Raw genomic sequence first — 17,138 nt, forward strand, 5'->3', positions numbered from 1 at the left:
CAGACCGCTGCGGAGGCGTTCGATGAACATCTCCGGTCCGTTCATCCGCCGCCCGATCGGCACCGCACTGCTGGCCATCGGCCTGTTCGTGGTGGGTGTGATCTGCTATCTGCAGCTGGGCGTGTCGGCGCTGCCGAACATCCAGATCCCGGTGATCTTCGTGCATGCCAACCAGGCCGGCGCGGATGCCACGACGATGGCCTCCACGGTGACCGCGCCGCTGGAGCGCCACCTCGGCCAGCTGCCGGGCATCGACCGCATGCGCTCGTCCAGCTCGGAAGGCAGCTCGCTGGTCTTCATGATCTTCCAGAGCGACCGCGACATCGATTCGGCCGCGCTGGACGTGCAGACCGCGATCAACTCCGCGCAGTCCGACCTGCCCGCCGGGCTGGGCACGCCGATGTTCCAGAAGGCGAACCCGAACGACGACCCCGTCATCGCGATCGCCCTGACCTCGGAAACGCAGTCGGCCGACGACCTCTACAACGTGGCCGATTCGCTGCTGGCCCAGCGCATCCGCCAGATCACCGGTGTGTCCTCGGTGGATATCGCCGGGGCCTCCACGCCGGCCGTGCGCGTGGACGTCAACCTGCGCCTGATGAACGCGCTCGGCCTGACCGCCGATGACCTGCGCAACGCCGTGCGCGCCGCCAACGTGACCTCGCCGACCGGCTTCCTCACCGATGACAACACCACCACCGCGATCATCGCCAACGACTCCGTCGCGCGCGCGGCCGATTTCGCCCAGCTGGTGATCAAGACCGCCGACGATGGCCGCGTGATCCGCCTGCAGGACATCGCCAACGTCTACGACGGACAGCAGGACGCCTACCAGGCCGCATGGTTCAACCACAAGCCCGCGGTGGTGATGTATGTGTTCACCCGCGCCGGCGCCAACATCGTGGAAACCGTGGACCGGGTGAAGGCGCAGATCCCGACCCTGCGCGACTACCTGCAGCCGGGCACCACGCTGACCCCGTATTTCGACCGCACCCCGACCATCCGCTCGTCGCTGCATGAAGTGCAGATCACCCTGCTGATCGCGCTGGCGATGGTGGTGCTGACCATGGCGCTGTTCCTGCGCCGGTTGGCGCCGACCCTGATCGCCGCGGTGACCGTGCCGCTGTCGCTGGCCGGCGCGGCGCTGGTGATGTACGTGCTGGGCTTCACCCTGAACAACCTGAGCCTGCTGGCGCTGGTGATCGCGATCGGCTTCGTGGTCGATGATGCGATCGTGGTGATCGAGAACATCATGCGCCACCTCGACGAGGGCATGACGCGCATGCAGGCCGCCCTCACCGGCGCGCGCGAGATCGGCTTCACCATCGTCTCGATCACCGCCTCGCTGGTGGCGGTGTTCATCCCGCTGCTGTTCGCCAAGGGCATGATGGGCGCGTTCTTCCGGGAGTTCACCGTCACCCTGGTCGCGGCCATCGTGGTCTCGATGATCATCTCGCTGACCCTGACGCCCGCACTGTGCAGCCGCTTCCTGAGTGCGCATGCCGATGCCGGCGCACCGAGCCGCTTCGGCCGCCTGCTCGATGCCGGCCACGACCGCATGCTGCGCATCTACGTGAAGCTGCTGGACTTCTCGCTGCGCCACGCGCTGCTGCTGTCGCTGACCCCGCTGCTGCTGATCGGTGCGACGGTGTTCCTGTTCGGTGCGGTCAAGAAGGGCGCGTTCCCGGCCCAGGACACCGGCCTGATCTGGGGCCGCGCGAATTCCAGCGCGACCGTCTCCTTCGAAGACATGGTCAACCGCCAGCGCCGCATCACCGACATGCTGATGGCCGACCCGGCGGTGAAGACCGTGGGCGTGCGCCTGGGCAGTGGCCGCCAGGGGTCCAGTGCGCAGTTCAACGTCGAACTGAAGTCGCGCAAGGACGGCCGCCGCGAGACCACGGCGGAGGCCTTGGCCCGCCTGAGCGCGAAGGCCGACCGCTACCCTGACCTGCAGCTGCGCCTGCGTGCGATCCAGGACCTGCCCAGCAATGATGGCGGTGGCGCCAGCCAGGGCGCGCAGTACCGGGTCTCGCTGCAGGGCAACGACCTGGCCCAGCTGCAGGAGTGGCTGCCCAAGCTGCAGGCCGCGCTGAAGAAGAACCCGAAGCTGGCCGACGTCGGCACCGACGTGGACGCTGCCGGACTGCGCCAGAACATCGTGATCGACCGCGCCAAGGCCGCACGCCTGGGTGTGTCGGTCGGTGCGATCGACGGTGCGCTGTACGGTGCCTTCGGCCAGCGCCAGATCTCCACGATCTACTCGGACATCAACCAGTACAGCGTGGTGGTCAACGCCCTGCCCGAACAGACCGCGACACCGGGGGCGCTGGACCAGATCTACGTGCGCGCCGGCAATGGCGAGATGGTGCCGATCACGGCCGTGGCCGAGCAGGTGCCGGGGCTGGCACCGTCGCAGATCACCCACGAAAACCAGTACACCACGATGGAGCTGAGCTACAACCTCGCCCCCGGCACCAGCATGGGCGAGGCCAAGGCCATCATCGACAGCACGGTCAACGGCATGCGCATGCCCGGTGACATCCGCCTGGCCGAGGACGCGGGCTTCGGCTTCGATTCGGACCCGATGGCGATGCTGATCCTGGTGATGGCGGCGATCATCACCGTCTACCTGGTGCTGGGCATGCTCTACGAGAGCCTGATCCATCCGGTCACCATCCTCTCCACGCTGCCGGCGGCGGGCGTGGGCGCGCTGCTGGCGCTGTACGGCACCAACACCGAGCTGTCGGTGATCTCGATGATCGCGCTGGTGCTGCTGATCGGCATCGTCAAGAAGAACGCGATCATGATGATCGACTTCGCGGTGGTGGCGCAGCGCGAGCACGGCAAGACCCCGCTGGAAGCGGCACGCGAAGCGAGCATCGTGCGCTTCCGCCCGATCATGATGACCAGCATGGTGGCGATCCTGGCGGCGGTGCCGCTGGCGATCGGCCTGGGCGAAGGCTCCGAGCTGCGCCGCCCGCTGGGCATCGCGATGATCGGTGGCCTGCTGTTCTCGCAGAGCCTGACCCTGCTCAGCACCCCGGCGCTGTACGTGATCTTCTCGTGCCTGCGCGAGCGCTGGGTGGCCCGTCGGGCGCGGCGCCGCGAGAAGCGCGCCCTGAAGCGCAGCGCCATCGCCCGGTAGGTACCGACCGTTGGTCGGCACCTGCGTTGGGGCCCGGCCGCGTTACGGCGTGACGACCAACGGTCGTCACCTACCGATGCCACGTCGCATCCCGGTAGGTACCGACCGTTGGTCGGTACGTCAGGCAGGTACGCCCGGTAGGTGCGCCCCGGTTTGACGCCACGTAACAAAACGACAACAATTCTCATCCAGCCACGGTCCTGCATCGCCCTCTGCGATGTCCCCGCTGCCGGTTCCCGGCCAGCCTGCGCGATCCAGCCATCGACCCTCCCCCGCCCTCTGTAGATCGCGGACGGCGTTGTGCTGTCCGCCAAGGAACCCATCGATGCTGTCGTCCTCCCTGCCCCGCCTGGCCACGCTGGCCGTTGCGCTGTCGCTTGCCTGCGCCGCCCATGCCCAGTCCGCGCCCGACGGCGGCGCCCGGGCGCGCTCCGCCACCGACCTGGATGCCATCAAGGTCATCGCCGAACGCACCCACACCGACACCGGCGCCCTGGGTGACCGCGCCGTGCGCGACACCCCGTTCGCGATCTCGGTGGTGGGCCGGGAAGACATCGAGAAGCGCCAGGTGGTCTCGCTCGGCGAGGCCTTCCTGACCGACCCTTCGGTGGTCACCCAGGTCAGCGCCTATGCCAGCGGCTGGAGCTCGCCGATCCGCAACCGCGGCATCGACCTGAGCTACGACAGCTACCGCGTCAACGGCCTGCAGGTGTCCTCGTGGGGCACCGAGTGGCCACTGGAAGTCATGGAGCAGGTGGAACTGCTGAAGGGTCCGGGCGGCTTCATGTACGGCTTCGGCCAGCCCGGCGGCATCGTCAACTACGTCACCAAGAAGCCCACCGAGGTCACCACGCTGTCGGCGCAGCTGGGCTGGCGCGAGGCCGGCATCGTCAGCGGCCAGGTCGATGTGGGCGGGCGCTTCGGCAACGAGGACATGTTCGGCTACCGCTTCAATGCGTACCAGGAGAAGGGCGAGACCTTCAACGGTGGCGACGTGGACCGCAAGGTCGGTGCGCTGTCGCTGGATGCGCGCCTGAGCGACCGCCTCACGTGGACCTTCGATGGCGTGTTCCAGTCGCGCGATCTGGGCAACGAATCCCCGCAGTACTACTTCATCGGCCTGACCGGGCTGCCGCGCCCGCTTGCGGGCGACATCGACAACAGCATCGACGGCAGCTACTACGACACCCGCTCCAGCCTGCTCTCCACCGCCCTGGACTGGCAGATCAACAGCGACTGGAAGGCCAGCCTGAGCTATGGCGTGACCACCTCCTGGAACGACGTCAACAAGATCTTCGCCTACATCGATGACGTCAACGGCGATTACGACGTCAACACTTACGAGCTCGGCGGCAAGAGCGAGTGGAAGCTGGCCCAGGCCCTCGTGCAGGGCCGCTTCCAGACCGGCCCGCTGTCGCACCAGGTCGTTGCCGGCGTCTCCCACCAGACCGGGCTGGGTTGGGACCGCCCGTACGAATGGAACACCCTCGGCCGCGGCAACATCTACCAGCGCCCGACCCTGCGCCACGACGCGGTGGGCTCCCGCGTGCTGACGCGCGGCAGCGAGACCGTGCAGCAGGCGGTGTTCGTCAGCGACACCGTCAGCTTCGCCGATGGCTGGTCGCTGCTCGCCGGCGCCCGCTACAACGACTTCGAGAACAAGGGCGCGTACCACACCTATCCGGTCACCCCGACCTACGCCCTGATGTACAAGCCGGCCGATGCGGTGACGCTGTATGCCAGTTACGTCGAATCGCTGGAAGCCGGCAGCCGCGTGGGCAGCGATTACATCAACGCCGGTGACGTGCTCGACCCGACCATCAGCAAGCAGTACGAGATCGGCGCCAAGATCGAGTATCCGCGCTGGAGTGCGAATGCGGCCGCCTTCCGATTGGAGCGTGGCGCGAACATCGATCTGATCACCTCCGCCGGCAAGCGGCTGGTGCAGGACGGCATCACCCTGTACGAAGGCGTGGAAGCCAGCGGCGACGTGCGCCTGACCGATGCGTTCACCCTCGGCGGCGGCGTCACCTGGCTGGACCCGACCTACGACAAGCTCTCCCCGGGCAGCGCCGCCCAGGAAGGCAACCGTACCGCCGGCGCCGCCCGCTGGCAGGGCGTGCTGCATGCCGATTACAGCGTCCCGCAGGTCGAGGGGCTGAGCGTGTATGCACTGGCCCGCTACTACGGCGACGTCTACTACGACGCCGACAACACCCTCAAGCTGCCCGACTACACGCTGGTCAACGCGGGCGTGGGCTACCGCATGCAGGCCGCCGGCCACCCCGTCACCTGGCGCGCCGGCGTGGAAAACCTCGCCAACCGGACGTACTGGTCCAATGCAGGCGTGGGCCTGCCACGGACCTTCGCGGTAAGCGTGCGCTTCGACATGTAACCGGAAAACCCACAGGTAGTGCCGGCGGTGAAGGTGTCCCCTTCACCCCGCACCGGCAATAATGGCGGCCTCTCTTCCGCCGAGTCGCCATGCCTTCGTTCGAAACCCGCGTCAGCCGCCTGTGGGCGCATGAGAAGGCCAGCTATGGCCTGCGGGTGTTCATCGCGCTGTCCGCGGCGATGGGGCTGTGCTGGTACCTGGACCAGCTGACCGCCCTGCCCGGCGTGTTCCTGGGCATCATCGCCAGTGCGATCGCCGAGACCGACGACAACTGGTGGGGGCGGATCAAATCGGTGGCGCTGTCGCTGCTGTGCTTCGTGGCCGCGGCGGCCGCGGTGGTGTTGCTGTTCCCGCATCCGTGGTGGTTCATCACCGCGTTGGCGGCAGCCACCTTCGGGCTGACCCTGCTCGGCGCGCTCGGCGAGCGCTATGCCTCCATCGCGCAGGCCACGGTGACGCTGGCCATCTACACCATGATCGGGCTGGAACAGCACGGCGCGGCCGACCTGTCCCAGGCGATCAACGCGGTCAGCCACCTGCTGGCCGGTGCGGTCTGGTACGCCCTGCTCTCGATCCTGTGGACGGCCCTGTTCGCCAATCGGCCGGTGCGCGAGCGCGTGGCACGCCTGTACCTGGAACTGGGCCGTTACCTGCAGCTCAAGGCCGATCTGTTCGAACCGGTCCGCGATGCCGACGTGCAGAAGCGCCAGCTGGCGCTGGCCGAACAGAACCGGCGCGTGGTCGAGGCGCTGAACATCGCCAAGACCGCAATCCTGGCCCGGTTCGGCCGCTCCGGCCGGCCCGGCGTGCAGTCCGGCCTGTACCTGCGGCTGTACTACATGGCGCAGGACTTCCACGAACGCGCCAGCTCCTCGCACTATCCCTACGGCGCGCTCACCGAGGCGTTCTTCCACAGCGACGTGCTGTACCGCTGCCAGCGCCTGCTCGCGCTGCAGGGCGAGGCCTGCGCCAACCTCGGCCAGGCCATCCGCCTGCGCCAGCCGTTCCAGTACGGCGAGCGCACCAAACAGGCCACCGCCGATCTCACCGATTCACTGACCTGGCTGCGCGCCCAGCACAACCCGCAGTGGCAGCGCCTGCTGGCCTCGCTGGAACTGCTCGGCCACAACCTGCAGAGCATCGAACGCCGCCTGTCCGAGGCCGAGAAGTCCGAGTCCACCCTGGACAACGTCGATACCCGCCTGCGCGATACCAACCCGCACACGCTGCGCGAAATGGGCGTGCGCATCCGCCAGCAGCTCACCCCCGGCTCCGTGCTGTTCCGGCACGGCCTGCGCATGGCGCTGGCGCTGATCGTCGGTTTCGCCGCAATCCGCCTGTTCAATGCCCAGAACGGCTCGTGGGTCCTGCTGACCATCGTATTCGTGTGTCGTCCGCATTTCGGCGCGACCCGCCAACGGCTCGCGCAGCGGATCGCCGGCACGCTGATCGGCCTGGTGCTGACCTGGGCGCTGATGCAGCTGTTCCAGGACCTGCGCATCGAACTGCTGATCGCGCTGCTTTCGGCGCTGCTGTTCTTCTTCACCCGCAGCGATCGCTACCTGGTGGCCTCGGCGGCGATCACGGTGATGGCGCTGACCTGCTTCAACCTGATCGGCGATGGCTTCCTGCTGATCTGGCCGCGGCTGGTGGATACGCTGCTGGGCTGCGCGATCGCCGCCGCCGCCGCGTTCCTGATCCTGCCCGACTGGCAGGGTCGCCGCCTGAACCTGGTGATGGCCCGCGTGCTCGACAACTGCGCGAAGTACCTGCACGCGGTGCTCGGCCAGTACGGCAGCGGCATGCAGGACGATCTGGCCTACCGGATCGCGCGGCGCGACATGCATAACGCAGACGCGGCGCTGTCCACGGCACTGTCGAACATGCTGCGCGAGCCCGGCCACGTGCGCCGCAACCTGGATGCCGGGTTCCGCTTCCTGGCGCTGTCCAACACCCTGCTCGGCCATCTCTCCGCGCTGGGCGCCCACCGCACCCAGCTGGACAGCTACGGCCAGGATCCGCTGGCGCTGTCCGGTGGGGAACGCGTCGAACAGGCGATGCAGCAGATCGCCAGCGCGCTGCAGCAGCGCGAGCCGGTGGCCGAGGACGCCAACGACGGCGACCGCGCCCTGGCCGAGCAGCTGGAGCAGATCCCGGACGACATGCCGCCCAAGCTGCAGCTGATCCGCACCCAGATGGGGCTGATGCTGCGCCTGCTGCCCAAGCTGCGCGGTGCCGCCAACGAGGCCGCGCGCACGCTGCGGTAGGTATCGACCGTTGGTCGATACGGATGTTGAACGTCTCACGACCCATGGAACGTCTCACGACCAACGGTCGTGAGCCACCCGAGCCCGGGGGCTGCCTGCACCATTCCGCGGCGCTGCCATGCTGCGCCAACAGGGAGAATGCTAGGCTGCGCCGGTTCGCAAGGAGTCTCCATGTCCGGCCATAGTCAGTTCGCTCTGCTCAGGCAACGCCGTTTCCTGCCGTTTTTCATCGTCCAGTCGCTGGGCGCGTTCAACGACAACGTCTACCGCCAGGCCATCATCGCGCTGCTGTTCTTCCTCGGCACGCCGATCGAAGAGCGCTCGCTGTATACCAACCTGGCCCCGGCGATCTTCATCCTGCCGTACTTCCTGTTCTCGGCGCTGGCCGGCCAGATCGCGGAGAAGCTGGAGAAATCGCGGCTGATCGTGATCACCACCACCATGGAGATCGCGATCATGTCGCTGGCCGCGCTCGGCTTCCTGACCGAGAGCATGCCGGTGCTGCTGGTCGCGCTGTTCTGCACCGGCATGCAGTCCACCCTGTTCGGGCCGGTGAAATACTCGGTGCTGCCGTCGATCCTCAAGCCCGAGGAACTGACCGGCGGCAACGGCCTGGTCGAGATGGGCACCTCGCTGTCGATCCTGACCGGCATGATCGCCGGCGGCCTGATCTTCACCCTGGCCGGAAGCCACGGTCCGATCGTGGCGGCCACGGCAGTGATCGTGCTCGCCATCGCGGGCAACCTCACCGCGCGGATGATTCCCAAGGTCGATGCCGGCGCGCCGGACCTGAAGATCAACTGGAACCCGCTGCCCGAGTCACTGGCGGTGCTGCGCATGGCCAAGAAGCAGAAGGCCGTGCGCAACGCGATCCTGGGCGTGTCGTGGTTCTGGTTCGTCGGCACCATGCTGACCTCGCAGCTGCCCACCTATGCCGAGGTGAACCTGGGCGGCGGCTCCACGCTGTACATCTTCGCGCTGGCGCTGTTCTCGCTGGGCACCGGCACCGGCTCGCTGCTGTGCGAGAAGCTGTCCGGGCGGACCGTGGAGATCGGCCTGGTGCCGTTGGGCGCCTTCGGCATGACCGCCTTCATGCTCGACCTGTACTTCGCGCGCGTCGGCGAATCGGCCGCCGCCGGGCTGTCGATCTGGCAGTTCGTGCAGGCGCCGGGCAGCGTGCGCATCATCATCGACCTGATCGGCATCGGCCTGTTCACCGGCTTCTTCGTGGTGCCGCTGTTCGCCCTGATCCAGAGCCGCACCGCCAAGTCGGAGATGTCGCGCGTGTTCGCCGCGCTCAACATCCAGAACTCCGGCTTCATCGTGTTGGCGGCGGGTCTTGGCCTGCTGACCCAGCGCGTGCTGGACTGGTCCATTCCCCAATTGTTCCTGGCGCTGGCGATCGCCAACGCGGTGGTGGCGATCTACATCTTCACGATCGTGCCCGAATTCCTGATGCGCTTCCTCAGCTGGGTGATGGTGCGTGCGCTGTACCGGCTGCGCCCGCACGGGATCGAGGCCCACGTGCCGGACGAGGGCGCGGCGCTGATCGTGTGCAACCACGTCAGCTACATGGACGCGCTGATCCTGTCGGCCACGATCCCGCGGCCGGTGCGCTTCGTCATGTACTACAAGATCTTCAACATCCCGGTGATGCGCTGGATCTTCCGCACCGCCAAGGCGATCCCGATCGCCGGCGCGCGCGAGGATCCTGCGCTGATGCAGGCCGCGTTCGACGAAGTGGACAAGGCGCTGGCCGAGGGCGAGCTGGTCTGCATCTTCCCCGAGGGCGCATTGACCCGCGATGGTCAGATGGGCGCGTTCAAGTCGGGCGTGGAAAAGATCCTGGAGCGCCGCCCGGTCCCCGTGGTGCCGATGGCGCTGCGCGGGATGTGGTCGAGCATGTGGAGCCGGCGCGACACGCGGTTGGGCCGCATGCGCGTGCCCCGCCGCTTCCGTGCGCATGTCGAGGTGGTTGCGTCCGCGCCGATCCCTGGCGATGCCGCGACCGCCCCGATGCTGGAAACGCAGGTCAGGCAGCTTCGGGGCGATCAGGCGTGAGCCCTGCCCTGCCTGCGTGTAACCGTATACATGGACGCAGGTACATCGGTTAGATTACCGCCCGGGGCACCTCGCCCGCGCTGATACACCCACCCAAGCAAATGGAGCTTCGCTGATGAATGCCACCGCCCCCCTGCCGCCCGCCCCGGGCAGCGTTCCGAATCACCTGATCTGGTCGATCGTCGTCACCATCCTGGCGTTCTTCGTGTGCTGCCTGTCGTGCCTGAGCTTCCCGGGCATCGTCACCGGCGTGGTCGCGATCGTGTTCGCCAGCAAGGTCAACGGCCTGCTCAACCAGGGTGACCTGGAAGGCGCGCGTCGTGCCTCCAAGAACGCCAAGATCTGGGCGTGGGTCACCACCGGCTTCCTGATCGCCGGCGTCGTGCTGTTCGTGATCTCGCTCGCCTTCATGGGCGTGGACGGTTACATGGAGCAGATGCAGCAGTTCCAGCAGCAGATCGAAAGCAACAGCTGATGCCTGCGCTGCACGGCAAGCGCTGGTTGCTGGCGTTGCTGCCACCGGCCGCAGTGGCGGCCGGTGCGGGGTTCTGGGTGCTGCGGCACTACGACCCCAACAGCGCCAGCAGCCCGTTCCCGCCGTGCAGCTTTCTGGCGGTCACCGGCTATTACTGCATCGGCTGCGGGCTGACGCGTGCCCTGCACGCGCTGGCCCATGGCGATGTGGTCACCGCGTTCTCGATGAATCCCCTGGCCATGCTGATGCTGGCCATCGCCCCGCTGGTGATCGGTTGGGCGCTGGGCTGGCGGCCACGCGCGCTGCAGCCGTTGATCACGCTGCTGATGAAGCCCGCCTTCTGGCTGATCCTGCTGCCCGCGTACTGGATCGCACGCAACCTGCCGTGGGTTCCCTTTACCTGGTTGGCGCCGGGCTGACCGGTACGGCTAGGTGACCCAACCGGCGATCACCAGCAGCGCCAGCACCGCCATCCACAGCAGCAGCATGCGCCACACCAGACTCATCGCATCGCGCAGTTCCGGCAGGCGACGCCACACCGGCACCATGCCCGCATCGCTGTAATCGTGCGCATCCTCGCGCAGTTCGGCACTCACGCTTGCCCGCGCGACCGCACCGAGGAAGTGTGTCGAGGCCGACCACTGATTGCCGTGCGCCCCGCGCCAGGCCTTGAAGGCCGTATCGAAATTGCCGACCAGCGCCATCGACAGCGACATCAACTGCGCCACCGGCCACTCCAGCCAGGACAGCACCACGCGCGCACCGGCAACCGCCTCCACGCTGGCCAGCGACCGCATCGGACCCACCGCGAGCAGCGCCAGCAGGCGATACAGCAGCGCGCCGACCGGGCCCAGCAGCAGGAACCAGAACAGCACCGCGAACCAGCGCCGCAGCGCGTTGAGCACGGTGGCCTCGACCAGCGAGGGAACGTCTTCGTGCAGGCTGCCACCGGCCGACTGCAGCTGCGTGATCGCGAGGTGGCGCGCGTGGGCGTCATCGGCATCGATCACTGCCTCGACATCGCGGTCCAGATCGCGCGGGCCCCAGCACATCACCAGTACCAGCACGCCCAGCAGCAGCGAGGGCAGGCCGTAGACGCGGTCATCGAACAGCCATTGCAGCAGGCCCAGCACGGCCACGAACGGCAGCACCGCCAGCCAGGCGCCCTTTCGGCCGCGCCAGGCCCCGTCCTCGGCGGCATGCCGATCCAGCCACTGCAGCCAGCGCCGATAGAGGCCGAAACGCCGCAGCGCGACGGCCGCGCCCGGCGCGACATGGCCCAGGGCCAAGGCAACCAGCACGGCGACCAGGGTGGTGAACATGTAAGCCTCCGGCTCGGGACGTGGAACGCGCCGCTACTATGCCTTGCGGCCCGGCAATTCCCCGGGCCGTTGGTAATGTACCGTGCCGCGTGTTCAGCCTGCGGCAACGGCACGCGACGGTCAGGCGACCTGCTGCTGGTACCAGTGCTCGATCAGGCTGCGCGAGATCGAGATCGGCGGGGACAGGCGGATGCCTTCGCCGTCGTCCTCGACATCCCGGGCCAGCGCCGCGCCCACTTCCTCGGCGGTGAACCAGCGCGCATCTTCCAGCTCCCCGTTCACGGTCGGTACGTCGTCTTCGGCCGTGGCGGCGAAGCCCAGCATCAGTGCGCCGGGGAACGGCCACGGCTGGGTGCCCAGGTAGCGGCACTCGCGCACGCGCACCCGGCTCTCTTCGAAGACCTCACGGACCACCGTCTGCTCCAGCGATTCGCCGGGTTCCACGAAACCGGCCAGCACCGAATAGCGGCGCGGGGCCCAGTTGGCCTGGCGGCCGAGCAGCAGCCGGCCCTGGTTCTCGACGGCGACGATCACCGCCGGATCCACGCGCGGGTAGTGCTCGGTGGCGCACTGGCTGCAGCGGCCGACGAAGCCGCTGCGGCTGAAGGTCACCGCGCCACCGCATACCCCGCAGAAGCGCGTGCGCGACTGCCAGTAGGACATGCCGCGGGCGTAACAGAAGGCGGTGGAATCGGCGATGGACCAGGTGGCGGCGGACTGGCGCAGGTCGACCCGCTGCGGCGCCGTCACCGACAGACCGGCGGCCTCCATCGAGAACCATGCCTGCTCGCCGCGCAGGCCGAGGAAGATCGCGGTGCCCGGGCCACCGCCCAGGTCGGCGCCGGTCAGTGGCAGCGGCTGACCGTCCTCGCCGGCCAGGGCCGTGCCATCCTGATCGAGTATCAGTACGCGCGCGTCCGGCCACAGCCGCGACAACGCATCGGCGTCATCGCGCAGGGTATCGGCGCGCTCCAGCGGCTCGCTGACGAAGGCGAAACCGGAAAGCTGCGAAGAGAAATTTGACATCGCAAGAGCCTGCCCACATTCGGCGGGACTGGCAAGCGGCAACCGGCATTCCGCCGGTTGCGCGCGCATCACATGCTGAAACTGCTGCCGCAGCCGCAGGTGGTCTTCGCGTTCGGATTGCGGATCACGAACTGCGCGCCGGTCAGGCTTTCGGTGTAATCCACCTCGGCGCCCATCAGGTACTGCAGGCTCAGCGGATCCACCAGCAGGGTGACGCCGGCGGTATCCACCGCCAGATCGTCCTCGGCCCGGTTCTCATCGAACTCGAAGCCGTACTGGAAGCCGGAACAGCCACCGCCTTCGATGTAAACGCGCAGGGCGAGGGCAGCGTTGCCCTCATCCTGGATCAGCTCCTTGACCTTGGCCGCGGCGGCCTCGGTGAAGTTCAGCGGACGGTCCAGGGACTGGTAGTTCGGCGCGGCGGCGGGTGCGCCGGGCAGGGAAACAAGCGTGCTCATGCCCCCAGCATGGGGGCGCACGAGCACGCTTTCAAGTTCAGGCCATCGCCTCGGCCAGCTTCTTGCGGGCGGCGGTGTCCTTGCCCTTGCCCTTGCCCTCGTCCGCTTCGCCGGACGGCGGCGGCAGGGCCATCTGCGCCGAGCTGTGGATCAGGCGGCCGGTCAGCTGGGCGCCGGCGTGCATTTCCACCATCTGGTAATGGATGTTGCCCGTCACCCGGGCGCTCGGGGTCAGCTCGACCCGCTCGGTGGCATGCACGTCCCCGTCCAGGCGGCCGCTGATGACCACGACCTGGGCGCGGATCTCACCCTCGATGGCGCCGTGCTCGGCCACCGTCAGGGTGGCGTTGCTGGCGCCGTCCTGGGCGATCACCTTGCCCAGGATGGTGCCTTCCACGTACAGGCCACCGCTGAATTCCACGTCCCCGCGGATCACCACCTGCGCGCCGATCAGCGCGTCCACGACCAGATGTCCGTCGCGGTTGGACTTGTTGCTGCCAAACATGGGCTTACTCCCCTTCTTTTGCCGATGCCGCCGGTGCTCCGGCCTGCTTCCAATCGAATACCTGGGTGGCGCCCCCCGCGCCCGATCCCAGCGTGACCCGCACACGTTGCGGGGTGAATCCCTGCGGCAGCATCACACTGCCGGTGAGCTGCTGGAAGTACCGGAAGGAATACTCCTGGCCCGGCACCTTGGTGCGCTGGTGCAGCTCGTCCCAGCTGACCGAAGTCAGCTTGCCGTCCTTGACCCCTTCCACCGTGAAGCGCATCTGCCCTTGGCTGATCGCCCCGCGGTTCAGGTTCTGGGTCAGCACCACGGCGTACTGCCAGGTGCCGCCCGTTTCCGGCGAGAACTCCACCGAATGGGTGTTCAGGCCCTTGCGCTGGCTGGTCGCACCGACCAGCCGCTCGTAGAAGGCCACGTCGGCGCGCAGGCCGGCGATCTCTTCGTCGCGCTCGCCCAGCGACGTCTGGACCTCGTTGTTGGCGGCGCGGCTGATCCGGTCGGAGGCCTGCAGGGTCGCCTGGCGCTGCTGCAGTTCGATGAGCTGCTGCTGGAGGCGCTCGTTGCGGGTCTCCGCCGCCTTGAGCTGGGTGCCGACGTCGCCGCCGGGCGAGCCCAGCCAGGCGCCGAGCAGCACGGCAAGGATCAGCGACAGCAGCCACGCCCCGCCCAGCACCAGCAGGCGCTTGCGGTCCTGCACGGGCGGCATGCCCGGCCGGCGGATCTGGATGCGGGAAGGTGCGGGTTTATTCATGGCAGTCCTGGGCGACCGCGCCTGCGGGCGCTGTCGCAACGGCCCCTGTCTGGAACGACGGGCTAGTGTAAGTCAGGGAAAAGGCCTTGTCCGCGCAGGCCCGGGATCGGGGCAGTGGCGTTCATGGACGTCATCCCCGATAGTGTGCGCCTGTGCACATTCTGCAGCCGGAGCGCGTGCCATGACCGAAGCCCACCTGTTCGTGATCGGCATCCTGCTGGCCTGGCTGGCCGGCATCCGCGTCTACCTCACCGTCTTCGGCGTCGGCCTGGCCGGGCTGCTCGGCTGGGTCGACCTGCCCCCTGCGCTGCAGGCCACGGAATCGTGGTGGGTGCTGGGCACCTCGGCCGCGCTGGCCATCGCCGAATTCTTCGCCGACAAGATTCCCGGGGTCGATTCGGTCTGGGACCTGGTCCAGACCCTGGCCCGGGTACCGGCCGGTGCCTTCCTGGCGGCCGCGACGCTCTCGCCCACTGGCGAGCTCAGCGGTACCGCGCTGGTCGCCGGGGCCGGCGTCGCGCTGGCCAGCCATGGACTCAAATCCGGCACCCGTGCCCTGCTCAACACCTCGCCCGAACCGGCCAGCAACTGGATGGCCTCTGCCGCGGAGGACACCGTGGTGGTCGGCGGGCTGGCACTCGCCCTGGCCCACCCGTGGCTGGCGCTGATCCTGGTGGTCGCATGCAGCCTGATCGGTGCGTTGATCGTGTGGATGATCTGGCGGACGCTGTGGAAAGGCATGCGCTGGCTGATGCGTCAGGCCGACAGCGGCCAGACGCAGGTCAAACCGGGAACCCTGCCACGGTAATGCGCGCCCTGCCCATGGGCGTTCATCGCATAATTGCGGCGCAGACTGGGAGTACTGATGGCCGTTCACGACAACGTTGTTGCATCCGCCCGCGCCGCGCGCGCTGAAACGCCGCCGGTCGACCACTGGCAGCGCTGGCACAGCGAGCCGACGCCCGCCCCCGCGGCGCCCAGCAATGTCGTCGCGCTCACGCCGGCGCCGGCCAGCCCACCGCCCCTGCTGCCCCCGATGCACGCCGAGACCGGCACCCTGCCGCCGCCGGGCATCGACTCTCCGTACCGCGTGCTGATCGTCGAAGACGACCGTTCGCAGGCCCTGTTCGCGCAGAGCGTGCTGCACGGTGCCGGCATGGAGGCACTGGTGCACAGCGATGCCGAGGGCGTGCAGCAGGCGATCGCCGAGCATCGGCCCGACCTGATCCTCATGGACCTGCACCTGCCCGGGCTGGACGGTATGCGCCTGACCGCGCTGATCCGCCAGCAACCCGGCCAGCAGCTGCTGCCGATCGTGTTCCTCAGTGGCGACCCGGATCCGGAGCGTCAGTTCGAAGTGCTCGACAGCGGCGCCGATGATTTCCTCAGCAAGCCGATCCGTCCACGCCACCTGATCGCGGCGGTCTCCAACCGGATCCGCCGCGCACGCGCACAGGCAGCTTCGCAGGCGGGCACGGATGGCGCGCCGGCCATCAACAACCCGGAAACGGGGCTCCCGACCCGCCACCACGTGATGCAGCAGCTTGGCGCGTCGCTCAGCCATCGCGATCGCGGCGGCCTGTTCTTCATCGAGATCGCCAGCGCGCTCGGTCTGCGCGAACGCTATGGCTATGCCGCGTTCGAACGGCTGATGGCCCAAGCCGGCCAGCGCCTGGCCGACGCCGCCCGGCCGCATCTGCTGGCGCGCCTGAACGACAACAGCTTCCTGGTCCTGGCCCGTGATGTCGACGAGGACACGCTGGATGCGATGGCACATGCGCTGCGCGAACAGCTCTCCTCGCGCGCCTTCGTGATCCGCGATGACGAATCGGTGCACCTGCGCGGCGTGGTCGGCCATGCCCAGCTCTCGCCGGGCTTCTCCGATGCGGGCAGCGCACTGGAAGCGGTCGAACGCACCACGCTGCAGGCGCGCCTGCTCACCGCCGGCGTGGCCGCCTATGTGCGCCGCGAAGACGTGGCTGCGCAGGAGCACCTGGCCCTGCTCGAAGGCCAACTGGAACTGGCCTACCAGCCGATCGTGGCCGTCGCCGGCGGCAATACCGCGCAGTACCAGGTACTGCTCCGCCTGCGGCAGGCCGATGGCAGCGTGCTGGCCGCCGGCCAGGTGATCCCCGCGGCCGAAGCGGCCGGGCGCATCGCCGATCTGGACCAGCAGGTGCTCGACCACGCGCTGGGCCTGCTCGATCTCTACCGCCACGCCGCGCAGCCGCTGCACCTGTTCGTCTCGCAGTCGCTGCGCACGCTGGCCCGCGATGCCTTCGGCGACTGGCTGCTGGAATCGCTGGCCAGCCGGCAGATCGATGGCAGCGCACTGGTCATCGATGTGCGCCTGCCCGATGCGCTGATCCACACCGTCACCCTGCAGCAGTTCTGCACGCGCATGCATGCGGCCGGCGTGCGCTTCTGCCTGAGCCAGTTCGAGCCGGGCGACGAAGCCAACGCACTGATGGCGCAACTGCCGCTGGCGTATGTCCGCATGGCCGCGCGCTTCTCCAACAGCCACACCAACCAGCAGACCCGCGACGAGCTGCGCGCGGCGATCGACCGGGCGCACCGCGCCGGGCTGCGCATCATCGGCCAGCAGATCGAGGATCCGCAGGCTGCGGCGGCGATGTGGATCGGCGGGGTCGATTTCATCCAGGGCAACATGGTCCAGTCCGCCGGCAGCGAACTGAACTTCGACTTCCAGAATTCGGTGCTCTGAGC

13 protein-coding genes are annotated in these 17,138 nt (G+C 68.1%); 8 read left to right on the forward strand and 5 right to left on the reverse strand.

What is annotated here, in order from left to right:
* The first annotated feature begins 22 nt into the window (after window positions 1-22).
* From AB9O74_RS06205 to AB9O74_RS06230, 6 genes are all read left to right on the forward strand, one after another.
* The gene (locus tag AB9O74_RS06205) at window positions 23-3,148 is read left to right on the forward strand and encodes an efflux RND transporter permease subunit (RefSeq protein ID WP_369348778.1); all 3,126 of its coding nucleotides are present in this window, start codon (window positions 23-25) and stop codon (window positions 3,146-3,148) included.
* A 325-nt stretch (window positions 3,149-3,473) separates the two neighbouring features.
* Window positions 3,474-5,543: a TonB-dependent siderophore receptor gene (locus AB9O74_RS06210; RefSeq protein ID WP_369348779.1), complete on the forward strand. Its 2,070-nt coding sequence runs from the start codon at window positions 3,474-3,476 to the stop codon at window positions 5,541-5,543.
* 89 nt (window positions 5,544-5,632) lie between these two features.
* Window positions 5,633-7,810, forward strand: a complete 2,178-nt coding sequence (yccS, locus tag AB9O74_RS06215; RefSeq protein ID WP_369348780.1) for a YccS family putative transporter — start codon at window positions 5,633-5,635, stop codon at window positions 7,808-7,810.
* Between the two features lie 171 nt (window positions 7,811-7,981).
* The gene (locus AB9O74_RS06220) at window positions 7,982-9,871 is read left to right on the forward strand and encodes an MFS transporter (RefSeq protein ID WP_369348781.1); all 1,890 of its coding nucleotides are present in this window, start codon (window positions 7,982-7,984) and stop codon (window positions 9,869-9,871) included.
* A 115-nt stretch (window positions 9,872-9,986) separates the two neighbouring features.
* Window positions 9,987-10,346: a CD225/dispanin family protein gene (locus AB9O74_RS06225; protein WP_176987977.1), complete on the forward strand. Its 360-nt coding sequence runs from the start codon at window positions 9,987-9,989 to the stop codon at window positions 10,344-10,346.
* Window positions 10,346-10,765, forward strand: a complete 420-nt coding sequence (locus tag AB9O74_RS06230; RefSeq protein WP_176987976.1) for a DUF2752 domain-containing protein — start codon at window positions 10,346-10,348, stop codon at window positions 10,763-10,765. Before AB9O74_RS06225 ends, AB9O74_RS06230 begins: the two co-directional genes overlap by 1 nt.
* 9 nt (window positions 10,766-10,774) lie before the next feature.
* Here the strand turns inward: AB9O74_RS06230 and ampE are convergent, their stop codons facing one another.
* The 5 genes from ampE to AB9O74_RS06255 form a co-directional block, all read right to left on the reverse strand.
* Entirely contained in the window at window positions 10,775-11,668 is an 894-nt protein-coding gene (gene ampE / locus AB9O74_RS06235) for a regulatory signaling modulator protein AmpE (protein ID WP_369348782.1), read from the reverse strand.
* Window positions 11,669-11,788: 120 nt separating this feature from the next.
* Window positions 11,789-12,694, reverse strand: coding sequence for an NAD(+) diphosphatase (gene nudC, locus AB9O74_RS06240; RefSeq protein ID WP_369348783.1), 906 nt, complete (start codon window positions 12,692-12,694; stop codon window positions 11,789-11,791).
* A 68-nt stretch (window positions 12,695-12,762) separates the two neighbouring features.
* Complete coding sequence (gene erpA, locus AB9O74_RS06245; protein ID WP_019185327.1) at window positions 12,763-13,152, reverse strand: iron-sulfur cluster insertion protein ErpA; 390 nt, start codon at window positions 13,150-13,152, stop codon at window positions 12,763-12,765.
* A 37-nt stretch (window positions 13,153-13,189) separates the two neighbouring features.
* Entirely contained in the window at window positions 13,190-13,657 is a 468-nt protein-coding gene (locus tag AB9O74_RS06250; protein WP_369348784.1) for a polymer-forming cytoskeletal protein, read from the reverse strand.
* Between the two features lie 4 nt (window positions 13,658-13,661).
* Window positions 13,662-14,411, reverse strand: a complete 750-nt coding sequence (locus AB9O74_RS06255; protein ID WP_346477866.1) for a DUF6776 family protein — start codon at window positions 14,409-14,411, stop codon at window positions 13,662-13,664.
* A 181-nt stretch (window positions 14,412-14,592) separates the two neighbouring features.
* Between AB9O74_RS06255 and AB9O74_RS06260 the strand changes: the two genes are divergently transcribed.
* Both AB9O74_RS06260 and AB9O74_RS06265 read left to right on the forward strand, forming a co-directional pair.
* Window positions 14,593-15,219, forward strand: a complete 627-nt coding sequence (locus AB9O74_RS06260; RefSeq protein WP_346477867.1) for a DUF4126 domain-containing protein — start codon at window positions 14,593-14,595, stop codon at window positions 15,217-15,219.
* A gap of 57 nt (window positions 15,220-15,276) precedes the next feature.
* Window positions 15,277-17,136 (forward strand): EAL domain-containing protein, encoded by a 1,860-nt coding sequence (locus tag AB9O74_RS06265; protein ID WP_369348785.1) that lies wholly within the window; start codon window positions 15,277-15,279, stop codon window positions 17,134-17,136.
* The last annotated feature ends 2 nt before the right edge of the window (window positions 17,137-17,138 follow it).

Origin of the sequence: Stenotrophomonas sp. JAG2, from assembly GCF_041080745.1 — a bacterium.
Taxonomy (GTDB): Bacteria; Pseudomonadota; Gammaproteobacteria; order Xanthomonadales; family Xanthomonadaceae; genus Stenotrophomonas; species Stenotrophomonas maltophilia_AA.

Coding starts and splice junctions, on each gene's coding strand:
- AB9O74_RS06260 (WP_346477867.1), top strand. CDS start 14,593: ATGACCGAAGCCCACCTGTTCGTGATCGGCATCCTGCTGGCCTGGCTG.
- AB9O74_RS06205 (WP_369348778.1), top strand. CDS start 23: ATGAACATCTCCGGTCCGTTCATCCGCCGCCCGATCGGCACCGCACTG.
- AB9O74_RS06265 (WP_369348785.1), top strand. CDS start 15,277: ATGGCCGTTCACGACAACGTTGTTGCATCCGCCCGCGCCGCGCGCGCT.
- AB9O74_RS06225 (WP_176987977.1), top strand. CDS start 9,987: ATGAATGCCACCGCCCCCCTGCCGCCCGCCCCGGGCAGCGTTCCGAAT.
- AB9O74_RS06220 (WP_369348781.1), top strand. CDS start 7,982: ATGTCCGGCCATAGTCAGTTCGCTCTGCTCAGGCAACGCCGTTTCCTG.
- ampE (WP_369348782.1), bottom strand. CDS start 11,668: ATGTTCACCACCCTGGTCGCCGTGCTGGTTGCCTTGGCCCTGGGCCAT.
- AB9O74_RS06230 (WP_176987976.1), top strand. CDS start 10,346: ATGCCTGCGCTGCACGGCAAGCGCTGGTTGCTGGCGTTGCTGCCACCG.
- AB9O74_RS06250 (WP_369348784.1), bottom strand. CDS start 13,657: ATGTTTGGCAGCAACAAGTCCAACCGCGACGGACATCTGGTCGTGGAC.
- AB9O74_RS06255 (WP_346477866.1), bottom strand. CDS start 14,411: ATGAATAAACCCGCACCTTCCCGCATCCAGATCCGCCGGCCGGGCATG.
- yccS (WP_369348780.1), top strand. CDS start 5,633: ATGCCTTCGTTCGAAACCCGCGTCAGCCGCCTGTGGGCGCATGAGAAG.
- erpA (WP_019185327.1), bottom strand. CDS start 13,152: ATGAGCACGCTTGTTTCCCTGCCCGGCGCACCCGCCGCCGCGCCGAAC.
- AB9O74_RS06210 (WP_369348779.1), top strand. CDS start 3,474: ATGCTGTCGTCCTCCCTGCCCCGCCTGGCCACGCTGGCCGTTGCGCTG.
- nudC (WP_369348783.1), bottom strand. CDS start 12,694: ATGTCAAATTTCTCTTCGCAGCTTTCCGGTTTCGCCTTCGTCAGCGAG.